Annotated in this window: 17 protein-coding genes; 15 read left to right on the plus strand and 2 right to left on the minus strand. The window is 37.4% G+C overall.

What is annotated here, in order from left to right:
• The 5 genes from hisC (at position 1) to FZC76_RS19375 (ending at position 5,058) form a co-directional block, all read left to right on the plus strand.
• Positions 1–1,089, plus strand: coding sequence for a histidinol-phosphate transaminase (gene hisC, locus FZC76_RS19355; RefSeq protein WP_148989815.1), 1,089 nt, complete (start codon positions 1–3; stop codon positions 1,087–1,089).
• Between the two features lie 19 nt (positions 1,090–1,108).
• The gene (locus FZC76_RS19360) at positions 1,109–1,717 is read left to right on the plus strand and encodes a flavin reductase family protein (protein WP_148989816.1); all 609 of its coding nucleotides are present in this window, start codon (positions 1,109–1,111) and stop codon (positions 1,715–1,717) included.
• Positions 1,718–1,736: 19 nt separating this feature from the next.
• Positions 1,737–2,648 (plus strand): fumarylacetoacetate hydrolase family protein, encoded by a 912-nt coding sequence (locus tag FZC76_RS19365; protein ID WP_148989817.1) that lies wholly within the window; start codon positions 1,737–1,739, stop codon positions 2,646–2,648.
• Positions 2,649–2,671: 23 nt separating this feature from the next.
• Entirely contained in the window at positions 2,672–3,823 is a 1,152-nt protein-coding gene (locus FZC76_RS19370) for a homogentisate 1,2-dioxygenase (protein WP_148989818.1), read from the plus strand.
• Positions 3,824–4,203: 380 nt separating this feature from the next.
• Complete coding sequence (locus tag FZC76_RS19375; RefSeq protein ID WP_148989819.1) at positions 4,204–5,058, plus strand: CAP domain-containing protein; 855 nt, start codon at positions 4,204–4,206, stop codon at positions 5,056–5,058.
• 42 nt (positions 5,059–5,100) lie between these two features.
• Here the strand turns inward: FZC76_RS19375 and FZC76_RS19380 are convergent, their stop codons facing one another.
• Together FZC76_RS19380 and FZC76_RS19385 are read right to left on the minus strand one after the other, a co-directional pair.
• Positions 5,101–5,478, minus strand: a complete 378-nt coding sequence (locus FZC76_RS19380; RefSeq protein WP_148989820.1) for a hypothetical protein — start codon at positions 5,476–5,478, stop codon at positions 5,101–5,103.
• A 91-nt stretch (positions 5,479–5,569) separates the two neighbouring features.
• Entirely contained in the window at positions 5,570–6,934 is a 1,365-nt protein-coding gene (locus FZC76_RS19385) for an MATE family efflux transporter (protein ID WP_148989821.1), read from the minus strand.
• Between the two features lie 419 nt (positions 6,935–7,353).
• On the opposite strand from FZC76_RS19385, the gene FZC76_RS19390 reads away from it, so the two are divergent.
• The 10 genes from FZC76_RS19390 to FZC76_RS19440 all read left to right on the plus strand — a co-directional run bounded on the left by FZC76_RS19390 (position 7,354) and on the right by FZC76_RS19440 (position 24,072).
• Positions 7,354–8,136 (plus strand): TerC family protein, encoded by a 783-nt coding sequence (locus FZC76_RS19390; RefSeq protein WP_148989822.1) that lies wholly within the window; start codon positions 7,354–7,356, stop codon positions 8,134–8,136.
• A gap of 150 nt (positions 8,137–8,286) precedes the next feature.
• On the plus strand, positions 8,287–9,159 hold the full coding sequence (locus FZC76_RS19395) for an ATP-binding protein (RefSeq protein ID WP_148989823.1): 873 nt from the start codon (positions 8,287–8,289) through the stop codon (positions 9,157–9,159).
• A 10-nt stretch (positions 9,160–9,169) separates the two neighbouring features.
• Positions 9,170–11,095, plus strand: coding sequence for a vWA domain-containing protein (locus FZC76_RS19400; RefSeq protein ID WP_148989824.1), 1,926 nt, complete (start codon positions 9,170–9,172; stop codon positions 11,093–11,095).
• Between the two features lie 62 nt (positions 11,096–11,157).
• Positions 11,158–11,898: a phosphatase PAP2 family protein gene (locus FZC76_RS19405; protein ID WP_148989825.1), complete on the plus strand. Its 741-nt coding sequence runs from the start codon at positions 11,158–11,160 to the stop codon at positions 11,896–11,898.
• A 445-nt stretch (positions 11,899–12,343) separates the two neighbouring features.
• On the plus strand, positions 12,344–13,549 hold the full coding sequence (locus tag FZC76_RS19415) for an MFS transporter (protein WP_148989827.1): 1,206 nt from the start codon (positions 12,344–12,346) through the stop codon (positions 13,547–13,549).
• Positions 13,550–13,657: 108 nt separating this feature from the next.
• A complete protein-coding gene (locus FZC76_RS19420) occupies positions 13,658–15,058 on the plus strand; it encodes an NAD-dependent succinate-semialdehyde dehydrogenase (protein ID WP_187442159.1) in 1,401 nt (466 codons plus the stop codon).
• 195 nt (positions 15,059–15,253) lie between these two features.
• Positions 15,254–15,892, plus strand: a complete 639-nt coding sequence (locus tag FZC76_RS19425) for a 5-bromo-4-chloroindolyl phosphate hydrolysis family protein (protein WP_148989829.1) — start codon at positions 15,254–15,256, stop codon at positions 15,890–15,892.
• A gap of 18 nt (positions 15,893–15,910) precedes the next feature.
• On the plus strand, positions 15,911–17,113 hold the full coding sequence (locus FZC76_RS19430) for a toxic anion resistance protein (RefSeq protein WP_148989830.1): 1,203 nt from the start codon (positions 15,911–15,913) through the stop codon (positions 17,111–17,113).
• A gap of 777 nt (positions 17,114–17,890) precedes the next feature.
• Positions 17,891–23,632 (plus strand): DNRLRE domain-containing protein, encoded by a 5,742-nt coding sequence (locus tag FZC76_RS19435; protein ID WP_148989831.1) that lies wholly within the window; start codon positions 17,891–17,893, stop codon positions 23,630–23,632.
• The gene (locus FZC76_RS19440) at positions 23,632–24,072 is read left to right on the plus strand and encodes a hypothetical protein (protein WP_148989832.1); all 441 of its coding nucleotides are present in this window, start codon (positions 23,632–23,634) and stop codon (positions 24,070–24,072) included. Before FZC76_RS19435 ends, FZC76_RS19440 begins: the two co-directional genes overlap by 1 nt.
• Positions 24,073–24,334 lie beyond the last annotated feature (262 nt).

Raw genomic sequence — 24,334 nt, forward strand, 5'->3', positions numbered from 1 at the left:
ATGGTGGTAAAAGTAAAAAGCCGAGAAATTCTCCAGCATATTGCTGCCTACCCTTTAGGGAAAAGCTTGCAGGATATACAGTCGGAATTAGGAATTGCATATATAAGAAACATGTCTGAAATTGAAAATGTGTTTGGATGTTCACCGCTTGTAAAAAAACAATTAATGCAAAGGCTAGATTATTTATTTACATATCCTGATGGTTCGGCAAGAGCTCTCTCTACCAAATTGGGGGATTTTTTGGGAGTAGCACAAAATCAGTTGTTCATCGGGAATGGTTCAGATGAAATAATCAGGCTGCTCATTCGAGCTTTCCTTAATACGGAAGAAGAAGCGATTATGGCTGATATAACATTCCCAAGATATAAAACCAATGTCTCCATTGAAGGCGGAAAGCCGGTAATCGTTCCATTAATAAATGGCGTGCATGATTTGACTGCCATGCTCGCTAATATTACAGAACAGACAAAAATGATTTTTGTATGCAATCCTAACAATCCAACAGGGACAATTGTAAATAAGGATGATCTTATTTCCTTCATTGAAAAAGTACCAGAGCATATCTTGATTGTGTTAGATGAGGCTTACTATGAATATGCAACAAGTGAGGAATATCTCCAATCCATCTCTCTATTAGAGAAACATGCCAATCTTGTTATCTTAAGAACTTTTTCTAAAGTATATGGCTTGGCTGGATTAAGAATTGGGTATGGCATCATGGATCCTTCCATATCAGCAGAATTAAACAAAGTGAAAGAGGTTTTCAATGTAAATCAGCTTGCTCAAGCAGCTGCAATGGAAGCCATTATGGATCAGGAATTTAGAAGAGTCTGTATACTTCGCAACGAAGAAGGAAGAGCGTACTTGGAGTCAGAACTAGATGAACTAGGTTATCCCTATTTCCCTACACAAGCAAATTTTATGATGATACATATCGGCAGAGATGGAAATAAAATCACACAAAAATTATTAACAAAAGGGATCATGGTTAAATCAGGAGCAGTCTTGGGGTATCCAAACAGTATAAGGGTCACCATCTGCTCCATGGAAGATAACCGTTATTTTATCGAGACGCTAAAAAATTTGTAGCAAAGTGCAGGTGACAAACATGGATATCCAACCAAGCAATCTTGCCTGGAAAGATGCATACAAGCTAATGGTGGGTTCTATCTTGCCAAGACCCATTGCTCTAGTTTCTTCTATTAATAAGGAAGGAGTTGCAAACATCGCTCCTTTCAGTTTTTTTACAGCTATCAGTGCAGAGCCGATGCTTGTCTGCTTTTCTCCTATGAGAAGAGGGACAGATGGGTCCAAAAAGGATACCTTATTGAATATTGAAAGTACGAAGGAGTTTGTCATCAATATTGTCAGTGAGGAAATTGTGGAGCAGATGAATAACACCGCAACTGAATATCCAAGCGAAGTGGATGAATTTGTAGAATCGGGTTTCACGAAAGAACCAAGTTCAATAGTGGCACCACCGCGGGTCAAAGAAAGCCTTGTCCAAATGGAGTGCTCACTGCATGAAGTGCTGCATTTCGGTGATGTACCAGGTTCAGGCAGCCTTGTTATCGGAAAAGTAGAGAGTTTCCACATTTCAGATGACCTCTATTTCGATGGAAAGATTGATACAAAAAAATTGAATCCTGTAGGTAGAATGGCAGGGAGCATGTACACAAGGGCCATAAGTGATATGTTCGAACTTCAACGTAAATAAGGAAATGTGAGGGTTTGTCATGAAGTATATTACCTTTAAAAATAGCTCTGGTGAGATAAAAGCCGGCTGGATAAATCATGACATTGTTGTCGATATGAACGAAGCATCAGATGGTCTATTACCAAGCGACCTTCTTACATTGATAAAGCATTATGAGAAATTTAGAGATATAGTAATACTGCATTTAGAAAGTGACAGCAAAAAAGGAAGATACAAAAGAGAGGAAGTCACCCTTCTTGCACCTTTACCTAGACCAGTAAGCGTTCGGGATTTCTACGCGTTTGAGGAACATGTAAAGACTGCAAGGGGCAGAAGGGGGCTGGATGTAATTCCGGAGTGGTATGAGATTCCCGTTTTTTATTTTACGAATCATTTGGCCATAAAGGGACCAGATGACTTGATTGAAAGACCTTCAGCTTGCGAGTGGCTGGATTATGAGCTAGAAATAGCCTGCATCATTGGAAAAGAAGGCAGAAATATTAAAGCTCATGAAGCTGATCAACATATATTCGGTTATTGCATCATGAATGACTGGAGTGCAAGGGACCTACAAGCAAAAGAGATGAAGGTAGGATTGGGCCCAGCAAAGGGAAAAGATTTTGCCACATCCTTAGGACCTGTCATTGTGACACCTGACGAACTTGAATCGTGTAAGACAAAGAAAGGCTATAATTTAGAAATGACTGCTTCTGTAAATGGAAGTTTACTTTCTAAAGGGAATTTCGAGCAGATCCACTATACCTTTGCTCAAATGATTGAAAGAGCATCAGCCGATGTTACATTATACCCTGGAGAAGTTATAGGATCTGGGACAGTTGGAACCGGCTGCATCCTAGAACTCGGAACAGAAGTACACCGCTGGCTACAACCTGGTGATGAAGTAGAATTATCCATCACAGGTTTAGGGACGTTGAAAAACACAATTAGATAACTACTATAATATGAGGTGAGCTCATGTATTATCGTAAAATGGGAGAAGTACCACATAAACGCCATACGATGTTCAAAAAAGAAGATGGCACATTATTTAGAGAACAGGTAATGGGAACAAAAGGATTCTCAGGTACTCAATCCATCTTGTACCATCACTATTTGCCAACAGAAGTAGTAAAATCCACGGTACTTGGCAGCTATATGCCGGAATATGAAGAACAAGAAGCACTGAATCATCGCCACCTACTAACTACATCATTAGAGACCAAAGGAAATGCGTTAGATGCAAGAGAATACTTATTAGGAAACAGTGACCTATTAATAGGTACAGCGCTGGTCACAGAAAAAATGGAGAATTATTACCGAAATGGGGATGGAGACGAACTGCTATTCATCCATTTCGGTTCAGGTAAAGTAGAGACCATGTTTGGGACCCTCACCTATCGTCCGGGGGATTATGTGACTATTCCAATCGGTACAATCTACCGTGTTGTACCTAATGAAGAAACGAAAATTCTCTTCATTGAATCTTTCAGTCAACTAACCACCCCTAGAAGGTATCGTAATGAATATGGCCAGATGTTAGAACACAGTCCATTTTGCGAACGTGACTTCAGAGGGCCTGAAACGTTAGAAACATATACGGACAAAGGTGAGTATGAAGTAATCACCAAAACAAGGGGTTATTTGCATTCACATGTACTTGGTCACCACCCGCTTGATGTTGTAGGTTGGGACGGATATCTCTATCCTTGGGTATTTAATATAGAAGATTTTGAACCAATAACAGGCAGGGTCCATCAGCCACCTCCTGTTCATCAGACTTTTGAAGGTCATAATTTTGTTGTCTGTTCCTTTGTGCCAAGGTTATACGACTATCACCCAGAAGCGATACCAGCTCCGTATTATCATAGTAATGTGAACAGTGATGAATTACTTTATTATGTAGCAGGGAACTTCATGAGCCGCAAAGGAATTGAGGAAGGATCTATCACGTTACATCCATCAGGAATCCCGCATGGACCTCATCCTGGTACGACCGAGGCTAGTATCGGAAAGAAGGAAACCTTGGAGCTTGCAGTCATGATAGATACCTTCAAGCCTTTGAAGGTGGTAAAAAAAGCTCACGGTATTGAAGATAAAAAGTATATGTTTACTTGGATAGAAAAATAAATCTGTGTAAAACACCAGGCTTTCCAAAAAGCTTGGTGTTTTTATGGTTTTATTATCCAAAAAAGTAAGATTTCTTGTAAAGAATGTAATATTACTGTACTATCTTGTAATAAAATGGACCGTTTTAAAACTTGTCAACACCATTTTTTTAGTATAATTTTAATCTGTTTCATTTTACTGGAAAAACACTTCAAATATCATTAGATTAGCCATTGATTGAAATCCGTTGATACATAAAGATTTTCGGAGTATATGGATAATGATAGAAAGCAGACATATTTATCTTCCACATTATTCCTCTAATATTACACAAAACCCATGATATGATTTTCGTGTAGCAAGAAAGCAACACAAAAAACTTTCAAGGGGGAAACACACCTATGAAAATCAACAAAAAGTCAATCATCACTGCTGTAACAACTGCAGCTGTATTAACAGCCGCACCATTCGGAATGAATGCTAAAGCAGAATCAAACAACGCACCAACAAAGCCAACTTGTGACTTAACAAATAAGGTCACTTCATTTAATATAAATAAAACTTTTACTAATCAAGAAGATGCAAAAGCATTCTTAGACGGTTATGTAAAAGAACTTGAAGAAAAATACGGCGTAAAAGTAAACTTAAATGGCGCACCATCTGCTGAAGCGGCTGAAAAGGAAGCTCCAAAGCAAGAAGCACCAAAACAAGCTGAGCAGAAACCTGCTGAAAAAGTAGAAGCTCCTAAGGAAGAAAAAGCGGAAGCTCCTGCTGAAGCACCGAAACAGGAAGCACCAAAGCAAGAAGCTCAGGCACCACAACAACAAGCACCACAGCAAAATGCTGAAAAACCAGCTACTGAACAAACTGCTGGTTCTGTAAGTGAATTTGAAAAGAAAGTAGTAGAATTAACAAACGCTGAGCGTCAAAAACAAGGTCTAGCTCCATTAGAGTTAGATGTAGAATTAAGCAAAGTAGCAAAAGAGAAATCTAAAGATATGCAACAAAATAATTACTTCTCTCATAACAGCCCAACTTACGGATCTCCATTTGATATGATGAAACAATTTGGAGTAGAATACCGTACAGCTGGTGAAAACATCGCTCAAGGTCAACAAAGCCCTGAAGAGGTAGTAAATGCATGGATGAATTCTCAAGGACACCGTGCTAATATCATGAACGAAAACTTCACTCACATCGGTGTAGGTCATGTAGAAGAAGGTAACTACTGGACTCAAATGTTTATTGGAAAATAATATAGGAACTAATTAAAAGGCAGCCGACTGGCTGCCTTTTTCCTATGTTTCTATTTTAAAGCGTTGATCACAACGCTCCATAAAAAAGTAGGCCTTCTTTATTTGTTGGACCACCTTTTGGATACTGTTAGGATTAATGCGGTTGACTCCAATATCCTGCAAATAGGCAAAAGCAACAGCCAAGGAAGGTAAGAGAAAGTCTGAACTCAAAAGATTAGTATCGTATTCAATCAAGATTTTAATTTCTCTTTTCAACTTTACTTTGTATTTTTTGAATTGTATGATCAAGTCTTCATGTAATTTTGTCTTCTGCTCATAGTTTGCCATTTCATAGCTTTCTAACAAATCAAGAAGAATTTTAAGCTCATGTCGAAAATAGTGTAAAGAAGCTCGGACTTTTTCCATATCATAATCATTCATCGGTATTACCTCACTTAAAAAATTATCATATGACTTTTTTCGACAATTTACTACACAACTCCTTTTTTTATTCCTATAAGAATAGTTATATTTACTTTTTAATTGCTGACATAGTCATATATCTATTCTGGAGTATGCTTAATCTCCAAGAAAGACCGATTGCTCCTGCTGCTAAACCGCAAATTAAACCAATCCAATAACCAAATGCTCCGAAATCAGTATAGTTTGCCAATATATACCCAATTGGTAAACCAATAATCCAATAAGATACAAAAGCAAGCATAAACGTAACATTTACATCTTTATATCCGCGTAGTGCTCCCTGTATTGGTGCAGCAATGGCATCAGAAAGCTGAAAGAAAATGGCGTATAAAAGGAAAGCGGTAGTTAGGGAAATAACTTCTGGATCTTTTGTGTAAAGATATGCAACTTCTGCTCTAAAGAAATATAGCAATACAGCACAAATGGAAGAAAGAAGGACAGCAGAAACTACTCCCATAATGGTGTATTGTTTAGCATCTTGAATGCGTCCAGCTCCAACTTCAAATCCAACCAAAATGGTTAAGGCCATGGAAATACTAAGCGGTATCATGTAAAGAAGGGAAGCAAAATTCAGTGCTACTTGATGAGAGGCGATTGTCACAGTGTCAAAAGAACTCATCAAAAGAGTCACAGCTGAAAAAATACTTGTTTCAAAGAAAATAGAAAGTCCTATCGGAACCCCGATCAGTAATATTTCCTTCCACTTTGAAAAAGAAATGGGATATAGTTTTTTGAAAAGTGGATACTTGGTAAACGGCCTCTTCTTTAGAACAATATATAATGAAATAATCATAATGAGCCAATAAGTCAAAGCAGATGCTACTCCTGCACCAATACCGCCAAGGGCAGGAAGTCCAAGTTTACCGAAAATCAATAAGTAGTTTAGCAAGACATTAATAGGTAAGGACAGAAGAGTGATGATCATAGACGTTCTTGTGTGCCCTAGCGCATCAATAAAACAACGAAGTACTGTATAAACAAAGAGCGGTACTATTCCGAAGCCAAGTGCAATCAAATAGTATTTTGCTACATATCTAACTTCTGCTTCTAAGTTCATACCCGTAAGAATCGGATTGATTAACACTGCCCCAATACAGATAACAAGAATACTCATGACAAACGCGACATACACACCTTGGGTAATGGAAAACGGGACACCTTCTGTCTTTTTAGCGCCAACAAGCTGTGCGACAATTGGTGTAATGGAGAGTAGTATTCCGCTTAGGCCAGTGTAAACTGGGACCCAAAGTCCAGAAGCAATCGCAACACCAGCCAAGTCGGTAGCCCCTACGTTTCCCGTCATCATGATGTCAAACAGATTCATGGAAAATAAGCCAAGTTGTGTTATCAGAATAGGTACGACAATTTTAATGAAAAGATGGAGACGTTCTTTATAAGAAAATACCTGATGCATACTAATCCCACGACCTTTAATATTGAAATAGATAATAATGTTATGGATTATATCACAAAAAAAAAATTTAGAGTGTAGAAATAAATTATTTGAAATTTAAGATATTGGCCTTCCAATACCTACTTGATTTCCGAAAAAATATTGTGTTGACACTCTTCTATAAACCTACTAGAATAGTTATATATTAAAACTACATATGCACAAGCCCAATCAAAGGGGAGTAGCTATGAGAACGATATTGCCGTCATGACGTGACTGAATCAATCAGCACCGGCTTTATCGGCAACGAAAATGTTGTTAGCAAGACCTTTGCCTAAACTGGAAATTGGACAGTTCTAGGTAAAGGTCTTTTATGTGTTCATAAAAGCCTTTACCTGTTTCTAGGAAAGGCTTTTGTTATGTAAAAAGGAGAGGAAACCATGGAGATATCATTATTATTGGAATACGGCTGGGTTCTTCTTGTCTTGATTGCACTTGAAGGTATTTTAGCGGCAGACAACGCACTAGTACTAGCAATTATGGTTAAGCACCTACCAGAAGAGGCACGTAAAAAGGCGTTATTCTACGGTCTGGCAGGGGCACTCGTCTTCAGGCTTGGATCTTTGTTTGCCATTTCATTCTTAGTAGGTATTTGGCAGGTGCAGGCGATTGGAGCCGCATACTTGCTGTTTATTGCGCTCAACCATATATGGCGACGGTTTGCAGTGGCAAAAGTGGAGCATGCTGCGACTGTTGATACACCAAAAAAACAGTCCGGTTTTTGGATGACAGTATTCAAAGTTGAACTTGCTGACATTGCATTTGCAGTGGATTCTATCCTTGCGGCTTTCGCATTGGCCATGACATTGCCAAAAACAAACTTGCCTCCAATTGGAGGTATTGATGGAGGTCAATTCATCATCATCTTCCTTGGTGGATTTATCGGGGTAGTTATTATGCGTTTTGCTGCTACCTTGTTCGTTAAGTTGCTAAAAGAAAGACCAAGTTTGGAAACAGCAGCATTTTTAATAGTTGGTTGGGTAGGGTTCAAGCTTGCTATGTACACATTGGCACACCCAAGTGTTGGCGTGCTTCCATACCACTTCCCGCACAGTCCCCTGTTTAAAGCGATGTTCTGGATTGTCTTGATTGGTATCGCTGTTGGCGGTTGGATTGTTTCGGGGAAAAACAAAGCAGTCCAAGAAGTGGATAGCATTAAGTAAGCTAACTCTTTTTACTTCAAGTAACATAGAATAATTGATATAATATACTAGGCTGTTGACAATCTATTGTCAGCAGCCTTTTTCAATAATACGATATCTACGCTCATATTGTGGGATACTAAATGGAATAAGTTAAAAGGAGACGGAAAAATGTTTGCTATAGATCAATTACCTACAGCTATTCAAGAAAAGATAAAAAGCAATAAAGAAAAAGAAGGAACCAGTTCCCTTATTGGAGCTGCAGGTTACACATCAGCTGACGATGACGTGCTGTTTGATTGTATCATTGCCTTATCTATGGGGAAGAACGTTCTTTTAAAGGGACCAACCGGCTCTGGAAAAACGAAGTTGGCAGAAACGTTATCTTCCATTTTTCATCAACCGATGCATAGTATCAACTGCTCTGTAGATTTAGATGCTGAAGCACTACTTGGCTTTAAGACAATTCACAATAATGATGGAAAAGCGACGATAGAGTTTGTGCCAGGTCCAGTAATCAATGCGATGAAGCAAGGAAACCTTTTATATATAGATGAGATAAATATGGCGAAACCAGAAACCTTGCCGATTCTAAACGGAGTATTGGACTACCGTAAAACCATTACGAATCCTTTTACTGGTGAAGTAGTCAAAGCAAATCTGGACTTTGGCGTTATTGCTGCCATTAATGAAGGGTATGTGGGAACGGTACCATTAAATGAAGCATTGAAAAATCGTTTTGTTGTCATTGATGTACCGTATGTACAGGGAGAGGTTTTACTTCAAGTCCTGAAAAGTCAATCCAAGTTGGAAGATGAAAAGCTGCTAAGTAAGTATGTAACATTATCTGCTGACCTTATCGCGCTTGTTGAAAACGGAAATCTATCCGAAGAAGCTGCGTCTGTGCGCGCATTATTAGACACTTGTGATCTTAGTGTATATTTGCCGCCGCTTAGAGCAATAAAGCGTGGTATTGTTGAAAAGTTGGAAGATGATAGAGAAAAAGCCGCTATCTTAAACATCGCACAAACTTTGTTTGAATGAGGAGATTAACGTGAGACCTATCGTTTTTAATGATAAAAAAATTGATTCCTTTCTATTTATGGAGCTATCGGACTTAGCGACTTCGCTTTCAAAGAAAAAGGACCTTGAAGTGGAATATGCCTTCAAGTCCTACTATGACCCATATTCGAATAAAATGTATATCAGTTTATTTTGGGATAACCATCCTCATTTTGAAAAACTACATGGCATGAAAAGCGATGTGTATTTACGAAGTGTGGGATCTGTTGCACATACTGACTATAAAGTGATTAAACAGCTTTTTGCTTTTATGAAAAGAACTCGCTTATCAAGCTTTAGCAGACAATTGTTTATTCTGATGGAAGACATAAGACTTGAGGAACTCTGCAAACGAGAGAGACCAGGCACCACGAAAACCTTTCTGGTGAGAAGAGTGGAATATCGTAAATATTTTAGAAGCCAACTTACGGTCAATATGGAAAGAAATATTATGACTGATGCACTTTACAATCTATTGTATCTCTTATTGACCACCGATAATCCTTTGGAGGAAGTACCTCCATTAAATGAGGAGTTAGACCTAGCTCTCCCATTTCTTCGGGACGAAATTGCTAAATCTTATGAAGCAAAAACTACGAAAGATATTTATCGTAGTGTCCAAACCATCGTAGAAGTGGTAGAAGACCTCTTGGAAAAGGATATGCTTAATACGTATTTTTTCCTACCGGACTTTTCAGAGATGCAAGAAGAAGACGAGTCCCCGACCTTTGATGAGATGAAAAGAAAAAGCGAACTGAAAAATGACGATATAAAACAACATGATAATGAGGATGACGAAGAAGACGTTCATGAAGACAAACTACCGACTTGGCATCGTGAATCAGAAAGCAACAATAAAAGCTTTCTCCAGTTTGATATGGAACAAGGAACGAAAACCGATCTAATGGGAGAAGGCGTTCGTGAAGGGGAAGATGGAGACCAGGCTATGGGCTTTGTCCAAGGCGAGAGTCAGCAGACGAATAAAAATGATTATTCGAAGCTAGAAGCACTAGACGTTCTGAATGATACAAAAAAAGAAGGAGGCAGCGGCGCAGAGTTTGGAAAAGAAAACAAATTCGCGTATCCGGTCTTCTTAAAACCCGAGATGATATCAGCGGAACATTTTTCAGATTATGAAGAATATAAACTGTTTGTCTCCACCTATCAAAAGAAATTAAAACAACTGATACAGAAAACGTTGGAGCACAAAAAAATCATGCCAAGAAGTGATCTTCCATTCGGCAGATTAAGCAAAAAGCTCTTACCTTGGTTTACAGAAGAAAACCCAAAAGTTTTCTATAAAAAAGATAATCCCTCAATTGAAATTGATGCTGTTTTCTCACTTTTGGTTGATTGCTCGGCTTCCATGTTCGATAAAATGGAACAGACTAAGTTTGGAATCACTCTTTTTCATGAAGCTTTAAAATCCGTCTTTGTCCCACATGAAGTGGTAGGATTCTGGGAAGATACAAATGATGCAACAAAAACAAATCAACCGAACTACTTTAAAACAGTGATAGACTTCAACTCAAGTCTCAGACCTGCATCAGGGCCAGAAATTTTACAGCTTGAACCTGAAGAAGATAACAGGGATGGTTATGCGATTAGACATATGACGAAAAGACTTGTGAATCGAAGTGAAAAACAAAAATTCCTACTCGTTTTCTCTGACGGGGAACCCGCGGCGATGGACTACGAAAAGAACGGGATAGTCGATACACATCAAGCTGTTATGGAAGCTAGGAAAAACGGACTTGAAGTCATCAACGTATTCTTGGCTAACGGAGAAATTGATGAGGGACAAGTAAAAACCATTCAAAATATGTATGGCAAGTATAGTATTTTAGTTCCGGATATTGAAGAGTTACCAGATGTGCTCTTTCCGTTATTGAAAAAATTATTGCTAAAAAGCTTATAATCCCAGGATTAAGGCTAACTCTAAGATACAGGGAGTTAGCCTTTTTTGTCGGGAGTGACATCATGAATAGTAATATAAAACCAAACGCTATGTTTAAAGTAAGTGGTATTCTTTTTTTTATCTTTCTCTTGGTAACATTATTGATTCATCTTGAGCCAACTGAGTCATGGGACAGGATGGTGGGTGAAAGGCTTTATAGAATAGGTGAGAGGGATGGTTTTTTTATTTTTTTATCCTATATAGGATCAAAGCTGTTTTTCTACCCGGCACTTGTTGTTATGACCCTATTCATTCTTTGGAAAAGAAACTGGTATTTAGCTTTATTTCTTTGGGTAAATCTTGTAGGCGTGCGAATGCTAAATACATTTTTAAAGACGATTTTTTCAAGAGACAGACCAAGCTTAGATCATGTAGTAGAAGCAGGTTTCTATAGCTTTCCAAGTGGACACTCGATGAATTCCATGGCTTTCTTCGGGGCTATTGCATTCTTGTGTTACTGGATGATTAAGAAAAACTGGATAAGGAATACTTTGATGACTGTTTGTTTCGTTTTAATAGGACTAATTGGATTTAGCAGGGTTTATTTAGGGGTGCACTACCCGCTTGATGTATTGGGTGGATTTGCAATGGGTGCTTCATGGTTATTGTTTTTAGGTGGAATTTATTTAAAAGTTGTACATAACAAAAAGACAGTGATGAAGACCTCAGTGACGAGGAAAAAGGATGAGAGAAGTCCTCATCGCTGTGATGAAGACCTTTGTGACGAGGAAAAAGACGGAGAGAAGTCCTCATCGCCGTTATGAAGACCTTGGTGACGAGGAAAAGGGCAGAGAGAAGTCCTCATCACCGTTATGAAGACCTCAGTGACGAGGAAACAAGAGGAGAGAAGTCCTCATCGCCGTTATGAAGACCTCAGTGACGAGGAAACAAGAGGAGAGAAGTCCTCATCGCCGTTATGAAGACTTCAGTGACGAGGGAAAAGGAGGAAGGAAGTCCTCATCACCGTTATGAAGACCTCATTGACGAGGAAACAAGAAGAGAGAAGTCCTCATCACCGTTATGAAGACCTCATTGATGAGAAAACAAGAGGAGAGAAGTCCTCATCGCCAGTTAAAGGCCTTACCTTAATCCCGGGGGTAACTGCTTTTGTGCTGAATGTAAGCTTACTAACAGAAATTTCGAGTAGCGAATTAATTCATTCCGTGGTATAGTTTTCTTACAACAACACAACCGATCGGAGAAACTATAATGTGGAAAAACCGGAATGTATGGATTATTTTAATAGGTGAATTTATCGCGGGTCTAGGCTTATGGACTGGTATTATAGGAAACTTGGAGTTTATGCAGGCATTGGTTCCTTCAGACTTTGCCAAGTCTCTTATTCTGTTTGCAGGGTTACTTGCAGGGGTGATGGTAGGACCATTAGCCGGTAAAATTATTGATTCAACAAGTAAAAAGCGAGTAATGCTAATTTCAGGATTTGGACGGATGATCAGCGTAGTATTTATGTTTCTAGCAATTGAATATCAATCTATTCTTTTCATGATCATTTTCATGATTGCCATTCAGCTGTCAGCTGCATTTTATTTTCCGGCGTTGCAATCATCTATACCTCTGATTGTGAAAGACAAAGACTTATTAGAAATGAACGGGGTACACATGAATGTATCCACTGTTTCTAGAATTGCAGGGACAGCCCTTGCAGGTGCGATGCTAGTCATTATGAGCTTATCTTCCTTGTATATGGCTTCTATGGTTGCTTATGGAATACTATTCTTACTTACCTTTTTACTAAACTTTGAAGAACCAAACCAAAACGATGCACTAGAAGGCAAGAACAAAAAATCGGGAGACTTCAAAGAGGTCCTGCCGGTTTTAAAGGAAACACCGATAGCTCTTACCGTATTAATTCTAACGTTTATCCCATTTTTATTCATTGGCGGTTTCAACCTGATGGTCATCAACATCAGTGAAATTCAAGATGATCAAACAATTAAAAGCTGGATTTACACGATTGAAGGTGTCTGCTTTATGATCGGAGCATTTGCCGTAAAACGTATATCCAATGATAACAATATGGTACCGTTAATGTTTTTCTTTGTTACACTCATCGCAATTTCTCACCTGAGTTTGTTTTTTGCAGACATTAAATGGATGACACTATTTTCTTTTGGGTTATTTGGCTTGGCGGTTGGATGTTTCTTCCCAATTGCAGCAACCATCTTTCAAACAAAAATACCGAAAGAGTACCATGGACGCTTTTTCTCATTCCGGAATATGTTGGATCGCGTGTTGTTCCAGGTAGTTCTTCTTGGAACAGGGCTTTTCCTCGATACTATTGGACTTCAAATGATGGCTATTGTTTTTGGGATGTTATCTTTAACATTGATTTTAATATATGGTTTAAGATTATTTCGTCAACCAGTTGCAGTTGCCGAACAAAAAACACCTTAACGGGTGTTTTTTTGTGTTCAATAAAGGGAATGTCCCATAAAGAGTGAATATATTAAAGAGAATGTCCTGAAAACTTTGAATGGAGGGAACATAATGGAAAAATATTCGATGTACATAAACGGGGAATGGGTGAATACCGAGGAAGTTATTGAGGTGACCAACCCAGCAACAGGAGAAGTGATTGGTACGGTACCTAGCATCTCAGAGGACCAACTGGAAAATGTGGTTCAACATGCAGAAGAAGCCTTTCAAACTTGGAGGAACTATACGGCATATGAACGTGCAGATATTTTAAATAAATGGTTCCTTTTATTAGAGGAAAATAAAAAGCATATTGCAGAAACCCTTACAAAGGAGCAAGGCAAACCGTTCCGCGAAGCATTGGGAGAGGTTGGGTATGCGAATAGTTTTGTAGATTGGTACAAAGAGGAAGGTAAAAGAATATACGGAGAAACTATTCCATCTTCTTCAAAGGACAAAAGAGTCCTAATTCAAAAACAGCCGGTTGGCGTTGTTGCCGCAATCACGCCGTGGAATTTCCCAGCCGCTATGATTACTAGGAAAGTTGCTCCTGCTCTAGCTGCGGGATGTACGGTGATCGTGAAGCCAGCTGGACAGACTCCACTAACTGCTTTGCTTTTGGCAAAATATGCAGATGAAGCAGGGGTCCCAAAAGGAGTTCTGCAAGTCATCACGGGTAAGTCTTCTGTCATTGGTGAGTCTTTAATGAAACATAAAGATGTGAAAAAGCTTACTTTCACAGGCTCTACGGAGATTGGTAAGAAATTAATGGAACAAGCATCTCACACAGTCAAGAAATTATCATTGGAGCTTGGCGGACATGCCCCGTTTATCATATTTGATGATGCCGATCTTGAGAAGGCAGCAAAAGGACTTGTTCAGTCAAAATTCAGAAATGCCGGTCAGACATGTATTTGTGCCAATAGAATATATGTGCAGGAGAGTGTAGCGGAAGAATTCACGTCACTTTTTGTCAAAGAGGTTTCTAAACTAAAAGTAGGAAACGGGATGGAACGCGGAGTGGACCTTGGACCACTGATTGATGAAGATGCATTAGAAAAAGTGAAAGAGCACTTAAGTGATGCCAAAGAAAAAGGGGCAGACGTTGCTTTTGGTGGCGAAGTGAAAGAAAAAACGTTCATGGAACCGACAGTCATTACTGGCGTAACAGACGAAATGCTTTGCATGAACGAAGAAACATTTGGTCCTCTTGCTCCAATTACCACATTTAAAGAGGAAGAAGAGGCAATCAAGAGAGCTAACAATTCTCCTTATGGATTGGCAGCGTATGTATTCACCGAGAAAATGTCCAGGATTTATCGAGTTACAGAGGGGCTTGATTATGGCATTATTGGTGTGAATGATGGGGCACCATCTGTGGCACAGGCTCCATTTGGCGGATTGAAAGAAAGTGGTATCGGCAGAGAAGGCGGACATCACGGGATGGAAGAATATTTAGAAGTGAAATATGTTTCCATAGGAATTTAATAAACTTTAAAGCCCTTGATATCAACATAATCAAGGGCTATTTTCATTTATTCTATTGGCTGATATATAAAATATTTCGTATTCCGACTTCTATCCCTTATAATAAAACTATAATTAATTGAAACCTTTCCGTTGTTAAAAACGTAAGAAAGATATAGTTTATTTTAAGCCTTTTAAAAGGTGAGGAGTGAAGTTATGAAACGGTTTTTACTGCACAGTTTTATTATCATACTATCGTTTAATTTAGCTGCCATCGGTTTTTTAATAGTATTTCTTCTAACTGGTAATCAAATTCAACTCGGTATCCTTGGCGCTTTTGGCGGCTTTCTCGGAAGCTACTGGGCTTTGAAGAGAAAACTGCTTCCTAATAATGACTTGGAAAAGATTGAACGTAAAGAGAAAAAATATGTTATTGCTCAATTAAAAGAAGCTAAAGAAAAGGCAAAGAAAATTAATAGTTCAAGATTTAAAGTACGCTCAATTTTTGTTTATCAAACGATAACAAAATTATCTAAGATTTCAACAAAGATCATTAAAATGGTGGAAAAGGAGCCGGTACGGTACCGTACAGCACAAAACTTCTTTCACCATCACCTGGATTCATCTGCTATCATCACTGAAAAATATGTTCATCTACTAAATCAACCAGTGCGGACTCATGAAGTTTCTCTAGCTCTTAGAGAAACGGAAGGTGCTTTAAAACAATTAGAACGCAGCATGGAAAAAGAGATGATGGCAGTACTGTCAGGGGATATGAATAATCTTACGACAGAAATCAAACTTATGAATTATCAACAGATTGATACAGATAAGAGAATAATTGAGAAGAAGTAGCTTATGGGGTGAGTGACAATGAAAAACAATGACCAGGTAAAAAATCAAGTAAAAGAAGATACACTGAATGACTTATTAAACAATCCATTCGCGACACCTAAAATGGAAAACGAAATGATGACGCAAGATCTAAATGAGGTTCAATCAGAACCTAAAAGAGAAAAGGTAATGGATACACTTTCTGAAGAGTACAAAGCGAAAGCAATCGATATTGCAAAACAAATTGATCCGAATGATCAACAGGCCATATCTTCCTACGGTGTTACGGCTCAAAATGAACTGTCTACTTTTTCCAACTCGATATTGTCCCATGTTCAGGCAAAGGACGCAGGCCCGGTAGGAGAAGTCGTTTCTGAATTAATGAAAAAAATCAAAGAAGTGAAACCTGGAGAACTTGAATCTCAGAAAAAAGGATTCTTTGGAAAACTTTTTGGAGGTGTCAATAATTCAGTACAACAACTTTTTGCGAAATACCGCAAAATTGGTTTTGAAATCGATAAAATTTCTGATCAACTGGAAAGCTTTAAAAAGGTGCTGCAGCGTGACAATATTATGCTTGAATCTTTATACGACAAAAACAAAGATTACTTCCAGGCATTAAATATTTATATCGCAGCAGCGGAACATAAATTTGATGAAATTCAAGCAACCATTATTCCGAAGCTAGAACAAAAAGCAAGGCAAACGAACAATCAAATGGATGTACAGGCCGTTAGTGATATGATGCAATTTGCAGACCGCCTTCAAAAGCGCACACACGACCTAAAAATTAGCCGTCAAATCACCTTGCAAATGGCACCGCAAATCAGGATGATCCAACATACAAATCAGACACTGGTGGAGAGAATTCAATCTTCCATCCTTACAGCCATACCACTATGGAAAAACCAACTGGTTATTGCGGTATCCTTATATAATCAACAAAAGGCGGTAGATACACAGAAAAATGTTTCTGAGACTACCAATGAACTATTATTGCGAAATTCCGAAATGCTTAAACAAAACACAATTTCTGCAGCACGTGAAAACGAACGAGGTCTTGTTGACATAGAAACGCTGAAGAAAACGCAAGAAAACCTAATCGAAACACTTGAAGAAACCTTACAGATCCAACAAGAAGGCCGAGAAAAACGCCATCAAGTAGAACTAGAACTCGTCCAAATGGAAAACGACCTCAAAAACAAACTACTAGAAGTCCGTTCGAAAGCGAAACGGGACTGATATATCAAAAAACAGGTCTGGTCCTATGAAGGATTAGACCTGTTTTTTTATAGATGCCATACCTTAGCCTCTTGATTTCATTAGTTTTTACACCGGCTAAAATAAAATGGCTTATTCAACAAACGGGCCATTATATGGAATACTCGAATTCGAGATAATAGAATGAAATTAAGTGCTTCAAAACCAATTGACCATTTGAACAAGGATTTGCTTCCTGAGTTGACGAATTAATATTAGAAAGTAAAGAAGGATTATCATATGTTACAAACAACATTAATTGCTTTTTCAGCAGGTATTATAATCGGTTTAATTGCACACTTGATTAGACAAAGAAAAAGTTTAATAAGTCCAAGAAAAGATTAAACCTCCTAGAAGCATTTAGTTAGAATTTTTAGTGGATAATCTAATCATGTCTTGGAGGTAATTCTTTCTACCCATTACTTGTTTAAACCCAAGTGATATTAGCGAATTGCTTGGTATATCTATTATGGCTGGTATGAATGTAGAAAATGATTTGTTATATCTAGAATTAAATACTGAAATAACCAAGACAGATGAGCTGAACAAATTAAATGACCGATTAGGTCAATAATTCTCAGCTCTTTTCTTTTTCTTGCCTATTCAAAAATAAATCTTTACATAAATGAAAGAAATTGCTAAGTTCAAATTAATAGCTTGTGGAAATATTAAGCTATTACATTACTGGGATGGGGATGATGAAAAAAATAGTGTAGGTTAATGGTTAAAGATGCTTAAAACTTTTAAAAAAGAGGAGAAATGAAAGAAGTGCAAACACTGAGGAAATTCGTAATTTTTACATTGGTTATCTTGTTAGTTTTTAGTTCCATCCCATATGAAAAAATGAATGTAAAAGCACTATCAAACAACAGCTTAAGTGAAGATCAAGAAGTTGAAAATGAAACAATAGAGCAACAAGAATTAATAGACTATAACAATATAGAACAGCTTTCAGAAGATAAAGAAATAGTAACACTCAGAAGCGAAAATTCAAAAGTATATGAAAACGATAACGGGACCTATACTGCTGAAGTCTATCTAGAGCCTATTCATTTTCTTGAGGAAAATGAATGGCAAGAAATTGAGAATACATTTTCTTATTCAAAAGAAGATGAAGTGTATACAAATAGTTCAAACTCTTTTGACGTAACATTTAACCAGGAACCAAGTTATAAAGATAATTCAATTTTCAGTTATACTATTGGTGAAAAAGTGGTAACTATCTCTGCTGTTGATGATACTGATAGTGACGATCCAGATACTCATACAGATATCCAACCTATTAAAGCTACTAGCGAAGAAAATAAGATAACATACGAGAATCTATACCCTGGTGTCAAGTTTGAATATATTTTGGATGGAAGCAGAATTAAAGAAAATATAATTCTTGATTCCTATAACGGGAAAAATGTATTTAAGTTTAATATTCACGCAGAAGGAGTACTTCCTCAAACTCGAGAGGATGGAAGTATAGAATTTCTTGATAAAGGCACCAAAGAATTTTTGTTTTATATTCAATCTCCGTTTATGTTTGATTCTAACCAAGAAAATGATGAGATATCCCTGGATGTCTCACAGGAAATTATAGAAGTATCTGAGGATACTTTTACTCTAGTTATTACTGCTAGCGAAGAATACCTATCTCACCCTGATAGAGTTTATCCAGTTATTATAGATCCATGGTTAGATTTGTTTTATCCTCAGGATACGTTCTTATCCAGTGCTAGACCTACTGATAACTATCATAATTTAGACTTTATGTCTGTTGGGCATACAGACTATTACGGAAATACGAGAAGTATCATGAAATGGAATCAGCTCCCAACCATTCCTAATGCTGAAATTGTCGATGCTAAACTTGGTATCAATATATTTGAAAATAATGATACAGGAACACCGTCGTTACACCTTCATCGAATTACTAGCAATTTTTCAGACATTAAAACGTTACGTTGGGATACCATGCCATCATTTCTCACCACTCCAGTTGCTAGTATTAATCAATTTAATATTAACTCCTCCTGGCCAACTTATCTTAATGTTACATCCTTAGTTAAAGGTTGGTATAACAATGAGTTTCCTAACTACGGATTCATTCTAAAACAAACAAGCGCAGAGGAGTCTGCCAAGAAAAAAAATCATCGTTTCCGTACTTCAGAATGGAATAATCCGAATGGTTCTATTATTGGTAAACCGAAGCTTGTCATTACCTACCGTCCGAAAGAATTATTAGGATTAACGGATTATTGGACCTATACACCTGATTTATTTCAAGGAGAAGGTACTGCAGTCGTCAATGTCATAAATGGCAATGTGGTTTACGATATAAATGTTCTTAACCTTCCAAGTAAAACAGATGCCTTTAATCTAAAAATGGTCTATAATAGCCGGTCCTATCATTCAGGTAATTATGGATACGGTTGGACGTTTAGTGGACAAAGGCATTTAATGCCAAATTCAGACAAATCTATTGTGGAGTATGTGGATGGTAATGGAACGAGGTATCATTTTAATAAGCAACAACATGATAGTACAAACAGTTACTCCGCACCTGAAGGTGTCTTTTTAAATCTGGAAAAAACACCAACTGGATACAAAATGACAGATCCAAGTGAAACGGCTTATTATTTTGATGAAGAAGGAAAAAATACAAGTATAGTAGACGAAAAAGGTAATACTATACATTATGGATTTAATTCCTCAAAAAAACTTATCACCATATCAGAAAGTTTTAATGGTACACCAGGACGAAGTATCAGTCTTGTCTATCGGACGGATAATGGAATGCTGGACAAAATAAAAGACTTTAGGGGTACGGAAACCTCTTTTACCTATGAATCTGTTAATACAAAAACACGCTTAAAAAGTATTACTTTTGCTTCAAATCGGACTGATCTTCAAAAGAAACTTGTAGGATTCAATTATAACCCTAACCACTACCTGACAGAAGTTTTGGATGCATTAGGTAATAAAGGTGCATTCGAGTATGATGCTTCCAATAGAGCTACGAAGATTATTGATCCAAGAAGTACAAGTTACTTTGCATCTATTACGTATCCTTCTTCATCTACTACTATCTTTAAAGATGCTAGAGGTCATCAAACGCATTATAAACATGACAATCATGAGAATAAGGCAACGGCTAATGTAATAGAGATAACAGAGGACTTTGGCGGGACGACTGCAGCAACCACAAAATATGAGTGGTATAGAAATACGATAACAAAAGTTACAGAACCCGACAGCATCTCTGGTGCATCTAGTGGTGCAGTTTCTACAGCAGAATATGACAACAAAGGGAATGTAACAGAAGTTGTAGAACCAAACAATATAAAAGTTACCAATAATTATGATGATAAATCAAATTTAACTAAAGAGATGCTTATTAATGGTTCCTTTGAAGAACATATCTATGATGCGAAAAGTAATCTAGTTTCTACTTCCAATAACTACAGAGAAACAGATTATAATACCTATGATGTTTACGGGAATATCGTGTCGAATGCAACTCCAACAAGGCTTACCCATAATCGTATTAAAAATAGTAATTTTGAATTATCCGCAACCAACGGACTTCCAAAATATTGGACTAAACGAAGTATCGGTCAATATTCTATCAGCTCGGATGCTCCGAAAGGAAACCAAAGTGCAAAAATATCCTTATCAAGTTCTGAGGATGCGGGGTACTTATCTCAAATATTTCCTGTGGATCCGGATGAGTCGGACAAAGCATATACGATATCTTCTTTTATTAAAACAGAGAACCTAACGGGTGACGGAGCACAATTGCGACTGTATTTCTTGGATAGTCAGAATAAAACTATTACGGATGCTCAAGGCGTATCCATTCGTCATTTCACCCCCACAATAAAAGGAACTCAAGGCTGGACACAGATTTCCGATTTTATTAAGGCACCTTCCAACACGGCTTCTATACGGGTGGACTTGTTGGTAACAGGAACGGGATCTGCTTCATTTGATGCCATCCAAGTTATGTATGGAAGAGTGGTTGACACTTATTATTCCAATGAAAATGCAGGTATGGAATGGGATATAGCGGATTCATGGACACTCAATTCCATTAATACAGCCATTGACGGGTTGACCACAGAGAGAAAAAGAAGAGGGCTTCAGTCTTTTAAAATCCATGGTTCATCCGGAAAACGATTTATTGGGCAAGAACTTCCTATAAAGGGAAAAGCAAATACCCCGATAACCTTTTCAGGTTGGGCATATGCGACCCATGCAGTTCCCTATGCGAAAGATAAAGAGTTTGAATTGCGAATGTGGTTAAGACATCCGGATAACACGGAGAGTGGTCCTTATTCCATCCCATTTCAACCAGACGTTTTGAATCAATGGCAATTTGCGAAGAAAACCATTTTTGCAGACAAGGAAATTATATCCGCGAAAATCTACGCTATCTTTAATGGACAACAAACCGGGGAAGTATTCTTCGATAATATTAAAGTGGAAGAGAATGGTTCAACAAGTGAAACTTTTTATAAAGATGGTAATTTTGTAGAAAAACAACTAAATAGCTTAAATAATGCCACTAATTATGAGTACGATAATAATGGAAACAAGATTAAATTTACGAACTCTACTGGTAAACATTTAGCATATGACTATGACTTTTTAGATAGGCTTACGAGAATATCCATTGTCGACCCTAACAGTGCCAATAGCATTCATACAAACTATCACTTTGATAATCAAGGAAACCTTAAACAAAGAATAGAGCCTAGGGGGTACATCACGGATTTTGAATACAATGCCGTAAACCAAGTTACAAAAGAAACGGATCCCGAAGGTAAATTTATTCAATATGATTACGATGAAGCCGGTAACACAAAGTTAGTTGAACGAGGTAAGGGATCAAGTATTCTTTCTAAAGTAGAATATAAGTACGATCGGAAAGATCAACAAACAGAAACGTGGGTAAACGGACTAAAGCTATTTACGAATGAATATGACAAAGTAGGAAATATCAAAAAACAGATACTCGCAAATCAGCAGGCTTACGTGTATAAGTATGATGATAATAAGCGAGTGAAAATGGCACAAGAACCAAGTGGAATTAAATTAGTAAATGTTTATGATACAGTAGAAACAAGCCTCTCCAATGGTTTACGTAAAACTATGATAGAAACTGTTGGGAATGCTTCATTTACCACCAGTTATAACCATGATATCCTTGGTAGGGTAACAGATGTAACTGCACCGGGTTCCGGAAAGCTCGAGTTCCATTATGATGAGAAAAGCAATCCGGTTCGTGTGAAATATGGTTCCACCAATTACTATCAGGAGTTCGATGAGAATGGTTTATACAAACAGCAAACTTTAGTTGGTTTAGAGCAGCATCAATTTAAATATCTGTATAAGTCAGATGGGAATATGCAAAGCTATACAGATGGGGCTACTACCCAAGAGTTCACCTATGATTTTGCAGGCCGCTTAGAGACTTGGAAACATAAAGGTACGCAAGTAAATTATCAATATGATAAATCTGGTAACCTCCTAAATCCAAATGGAAAATCATTAAGTTTTAATAAAGCGAATGAAGTAGCAACATTTACTTATGATAATGCTGGCCAACTTGTTAAAGATGATAAATATTCGTACCTATGGGATGGGCTGGGTCAACTTACAGAAGTAAAGAATTTAAGTGGATCTACACTTTCTAGCTATACGTACCATCCAAATGGATTAAGAAAAAGTAAAAAGGTTGGGTCCAATACATTCAATTATCATTATGATGGGACCGAACTGATCCGTATCACCAATACAAATAATGTGACTGTTTGGAGCTTTACATGGTTGAGTGGTAAACCAGTAAGCATGACCAATCAACAAGGGACCACGTTCTATTATGTGACCAATTACCGTGGTGATGTCTCCAAAATAATTGATACAACAGGAAAGACAGTAGCTAGTTATGAATATGACCCATGGGGAAATGTACTAGCAGCAAACGAACAAACCTCTGTCAGTGGTCAGCCATTACGCTATGCAGGTTATGTATATGATACGGAAACAAAACTGTATTACTTACAGGCAAGATATTATGATCCTTCACTTGGAAGATTTCTTTCCCGTGATCCAGACATTGGAGACAGTGATGACCCAATTACACAAAATGGGTATGTCTATGCCGATAATAACCCAGTGATGATGGTTGATCCAGATGGGCAGTGGGCTTGGTTGGCTGTTAACGCAGCGTTTGCGATTTATGATGGCTACAAAACATATAAAGCTGGTGGTAATAAAAAACAAGTGGCATGGGCCGTAGCATCAAATTTTATTAAAATAGGAAAAATAAAGAAAATAGCTAAATTTTCTAATGGACCTTTAGGAAAAGCAAATAGAAAGAAACAAGGTAGAGAAATAAATGAAAAAAAGAAAAAAAATCCTAAATTTGTGTCAAGATCTAACAAAGACTCCAATAGAAAAATGAAAAAACATACACCAGGAAGAGGACACAAGAAAGGAAAGAAATAATGGATAATTACCCCAGAAAAGGATTAAGAGTTAGATGTGAAAGAGGTGTGAATCCGAAAGTTCGGAAAGTTTGTTTAGATTTTTGTAAATGGATTAGAACTGAAATGGAATTTCCTGTTAGAGTTGTGATATATTTAAAAAAAAGCAATTATATAAAAAATATCACAACTAAAGAACTTGTATCCGCCACTTTTTTTGCTCCGTATCAAAAGGATGTAGAACCATATATTAGAATTTCTACGGGTGATTATGAAGAATTACTAAAAGAGCGGACAGAGATTGATGCACTTTATGCGTACCTGGAAAGTATAACTCATGAACTTACTCATTACCAACAATGGCTAAACGATAAAGATTTTGATGAAAATGAAGCAGAAAATAATGCAGTTGAATTAGTAGACTTATACCACAATAGCGAATTTGGACTCAGGGAGGAATAACTAATAAATAAGAAAAGAACTTGAATTCAAATAGACAATTCTATTTTGAACTTACTCAGTACCAAAAAATTAGGCATCTATTTCTTAAGATTATAGAGGCAATACTGTATTGTTAATTGAATATTGTTTATTAAATGTTATTTTAATGGAATTAAATAAATGCTACATTAAGCAATTGGGCGCCATTCTTCTTGAAGAAGAATAGGTGCTCATTTTGTATTTTAGGGCCATTTAATGGAAGAACTCTCTTGCTAATGCTGAA

It is taken from the genome of Sutcliffiella horikoshii (genome assembly GCF_008180725.1).
In the GTDB taxonomy this organism is placed as follows: domain Bacteria; phylum Bacillota; class Bacilli; order Bacillales; family Bacillaceae_I; genus Sutcliffiella_A; species Sutcliffiella_A horikoshii_B.

Coding starts and splice junctions, on each gene's coding strand:
- hisC (WP_148989815.1), top strand. CDS start 1: ATGGTGGTAAAAGTAAAAAGCCGAGAAATTCTCCAGCATATTGCTGCC.
- FZC76_RS19360 (WP_148989816.1), top strand. CDS start 1,109: ATGGATATCCAACCAAGCAATCTTGCCTGGAAAGATGCATACAAGCTA.
- FZC76_RS19365 (WP_148989817.1), top strand. CDS start 1,737: ATGAAGTATATTACCTTTAAAAATAGCTCTGGTGAGATAAAAGCCGGC.
- FZC76_RS19370 (WP_148989818.1), top strand. CDS start 2,672: ATGTATTATCGTAAAATGGGAGAAGTACCACATAAACGCCATACGATG.
- FZC76_RS19375 (WP_148989819.1), top strand. CDS start 4,204: ATGAAAATCAACAAAAAGTCAATCATCACTGCTGTAACAACTGCAGCT.
- FZC76_RS19380 (WP_148989820.1), bottom strand. CDS start 5,478: ATGAATGATTATGATATGGAAAAAGTCCGAGCTTCTTTACACTATTTT.
- FZC76_RS19385 (WP_148989821.1), bottom strand. CDS start 6,934: ATGCATCAGGTATTTTCTTATAAAGAACGTCTCCATCTTTTCATTAAA.
- FZC76_RS19390 (WP_148989822.1), top strand. CDS start 7,354: ATGGAGATATCATTATTATTGGAATACGGCTGGGTTCTTCTTGTCTTG.
- FZC76_RS19395 (WP_148989823.1), top strand. CDS start 8,287: ATGTTTGCTATAGATCAATTACCTACAGCTATTCAAGAAAAGATAAAA.
- FZC76_RS19405 (WP_148989825.1), top strand. CDS start 11,158: ATGAATAGTAATATAAAACCAAACGCTATGTTTAAAGTAAGTGGTATT.
- FZC76_RS19415 (WP_148989827.1), top strand. CDS start 12,344: ATGTGGAAAAACCGGAATGTATGGATTATTTTAATAGGTGAATTTATC.
- FZC76_RS19420 (WP_187442159.1), top strand. CDS start 13,658: ATGTACATAAACGGGGAATGGGTGAATACCGAGGAAGTTATTGAGGTG.
- FZC76_RS19425 (WP_148989829.1), top strand. CDS start 15,254: ATGAAACGGTTTTTACTGCACAGTTTTATTATCATACTATCGTTTAAT.
- FZC76_RS19430 (WP_148989830.1), top strand. CDS start 15,911: ATGAAAAACAATGACCAGGTAAAAAATCAAGTAAAAGAAGATACACTG.
- FZC76_RS19435 (WP_148989831.1), top strand. CDS start 17,891: ATGAAAGAAGTGCAAACACTGAGGAAATTCGTAATTTTTACATTGGTT.
- FZC76_RS19440 (WP_148989832.1), top strand. CDS start 23,632: ATGGATAATTACCCCAGAAAAGGATTAAGAGTTAGATGTGAAAGAGGT.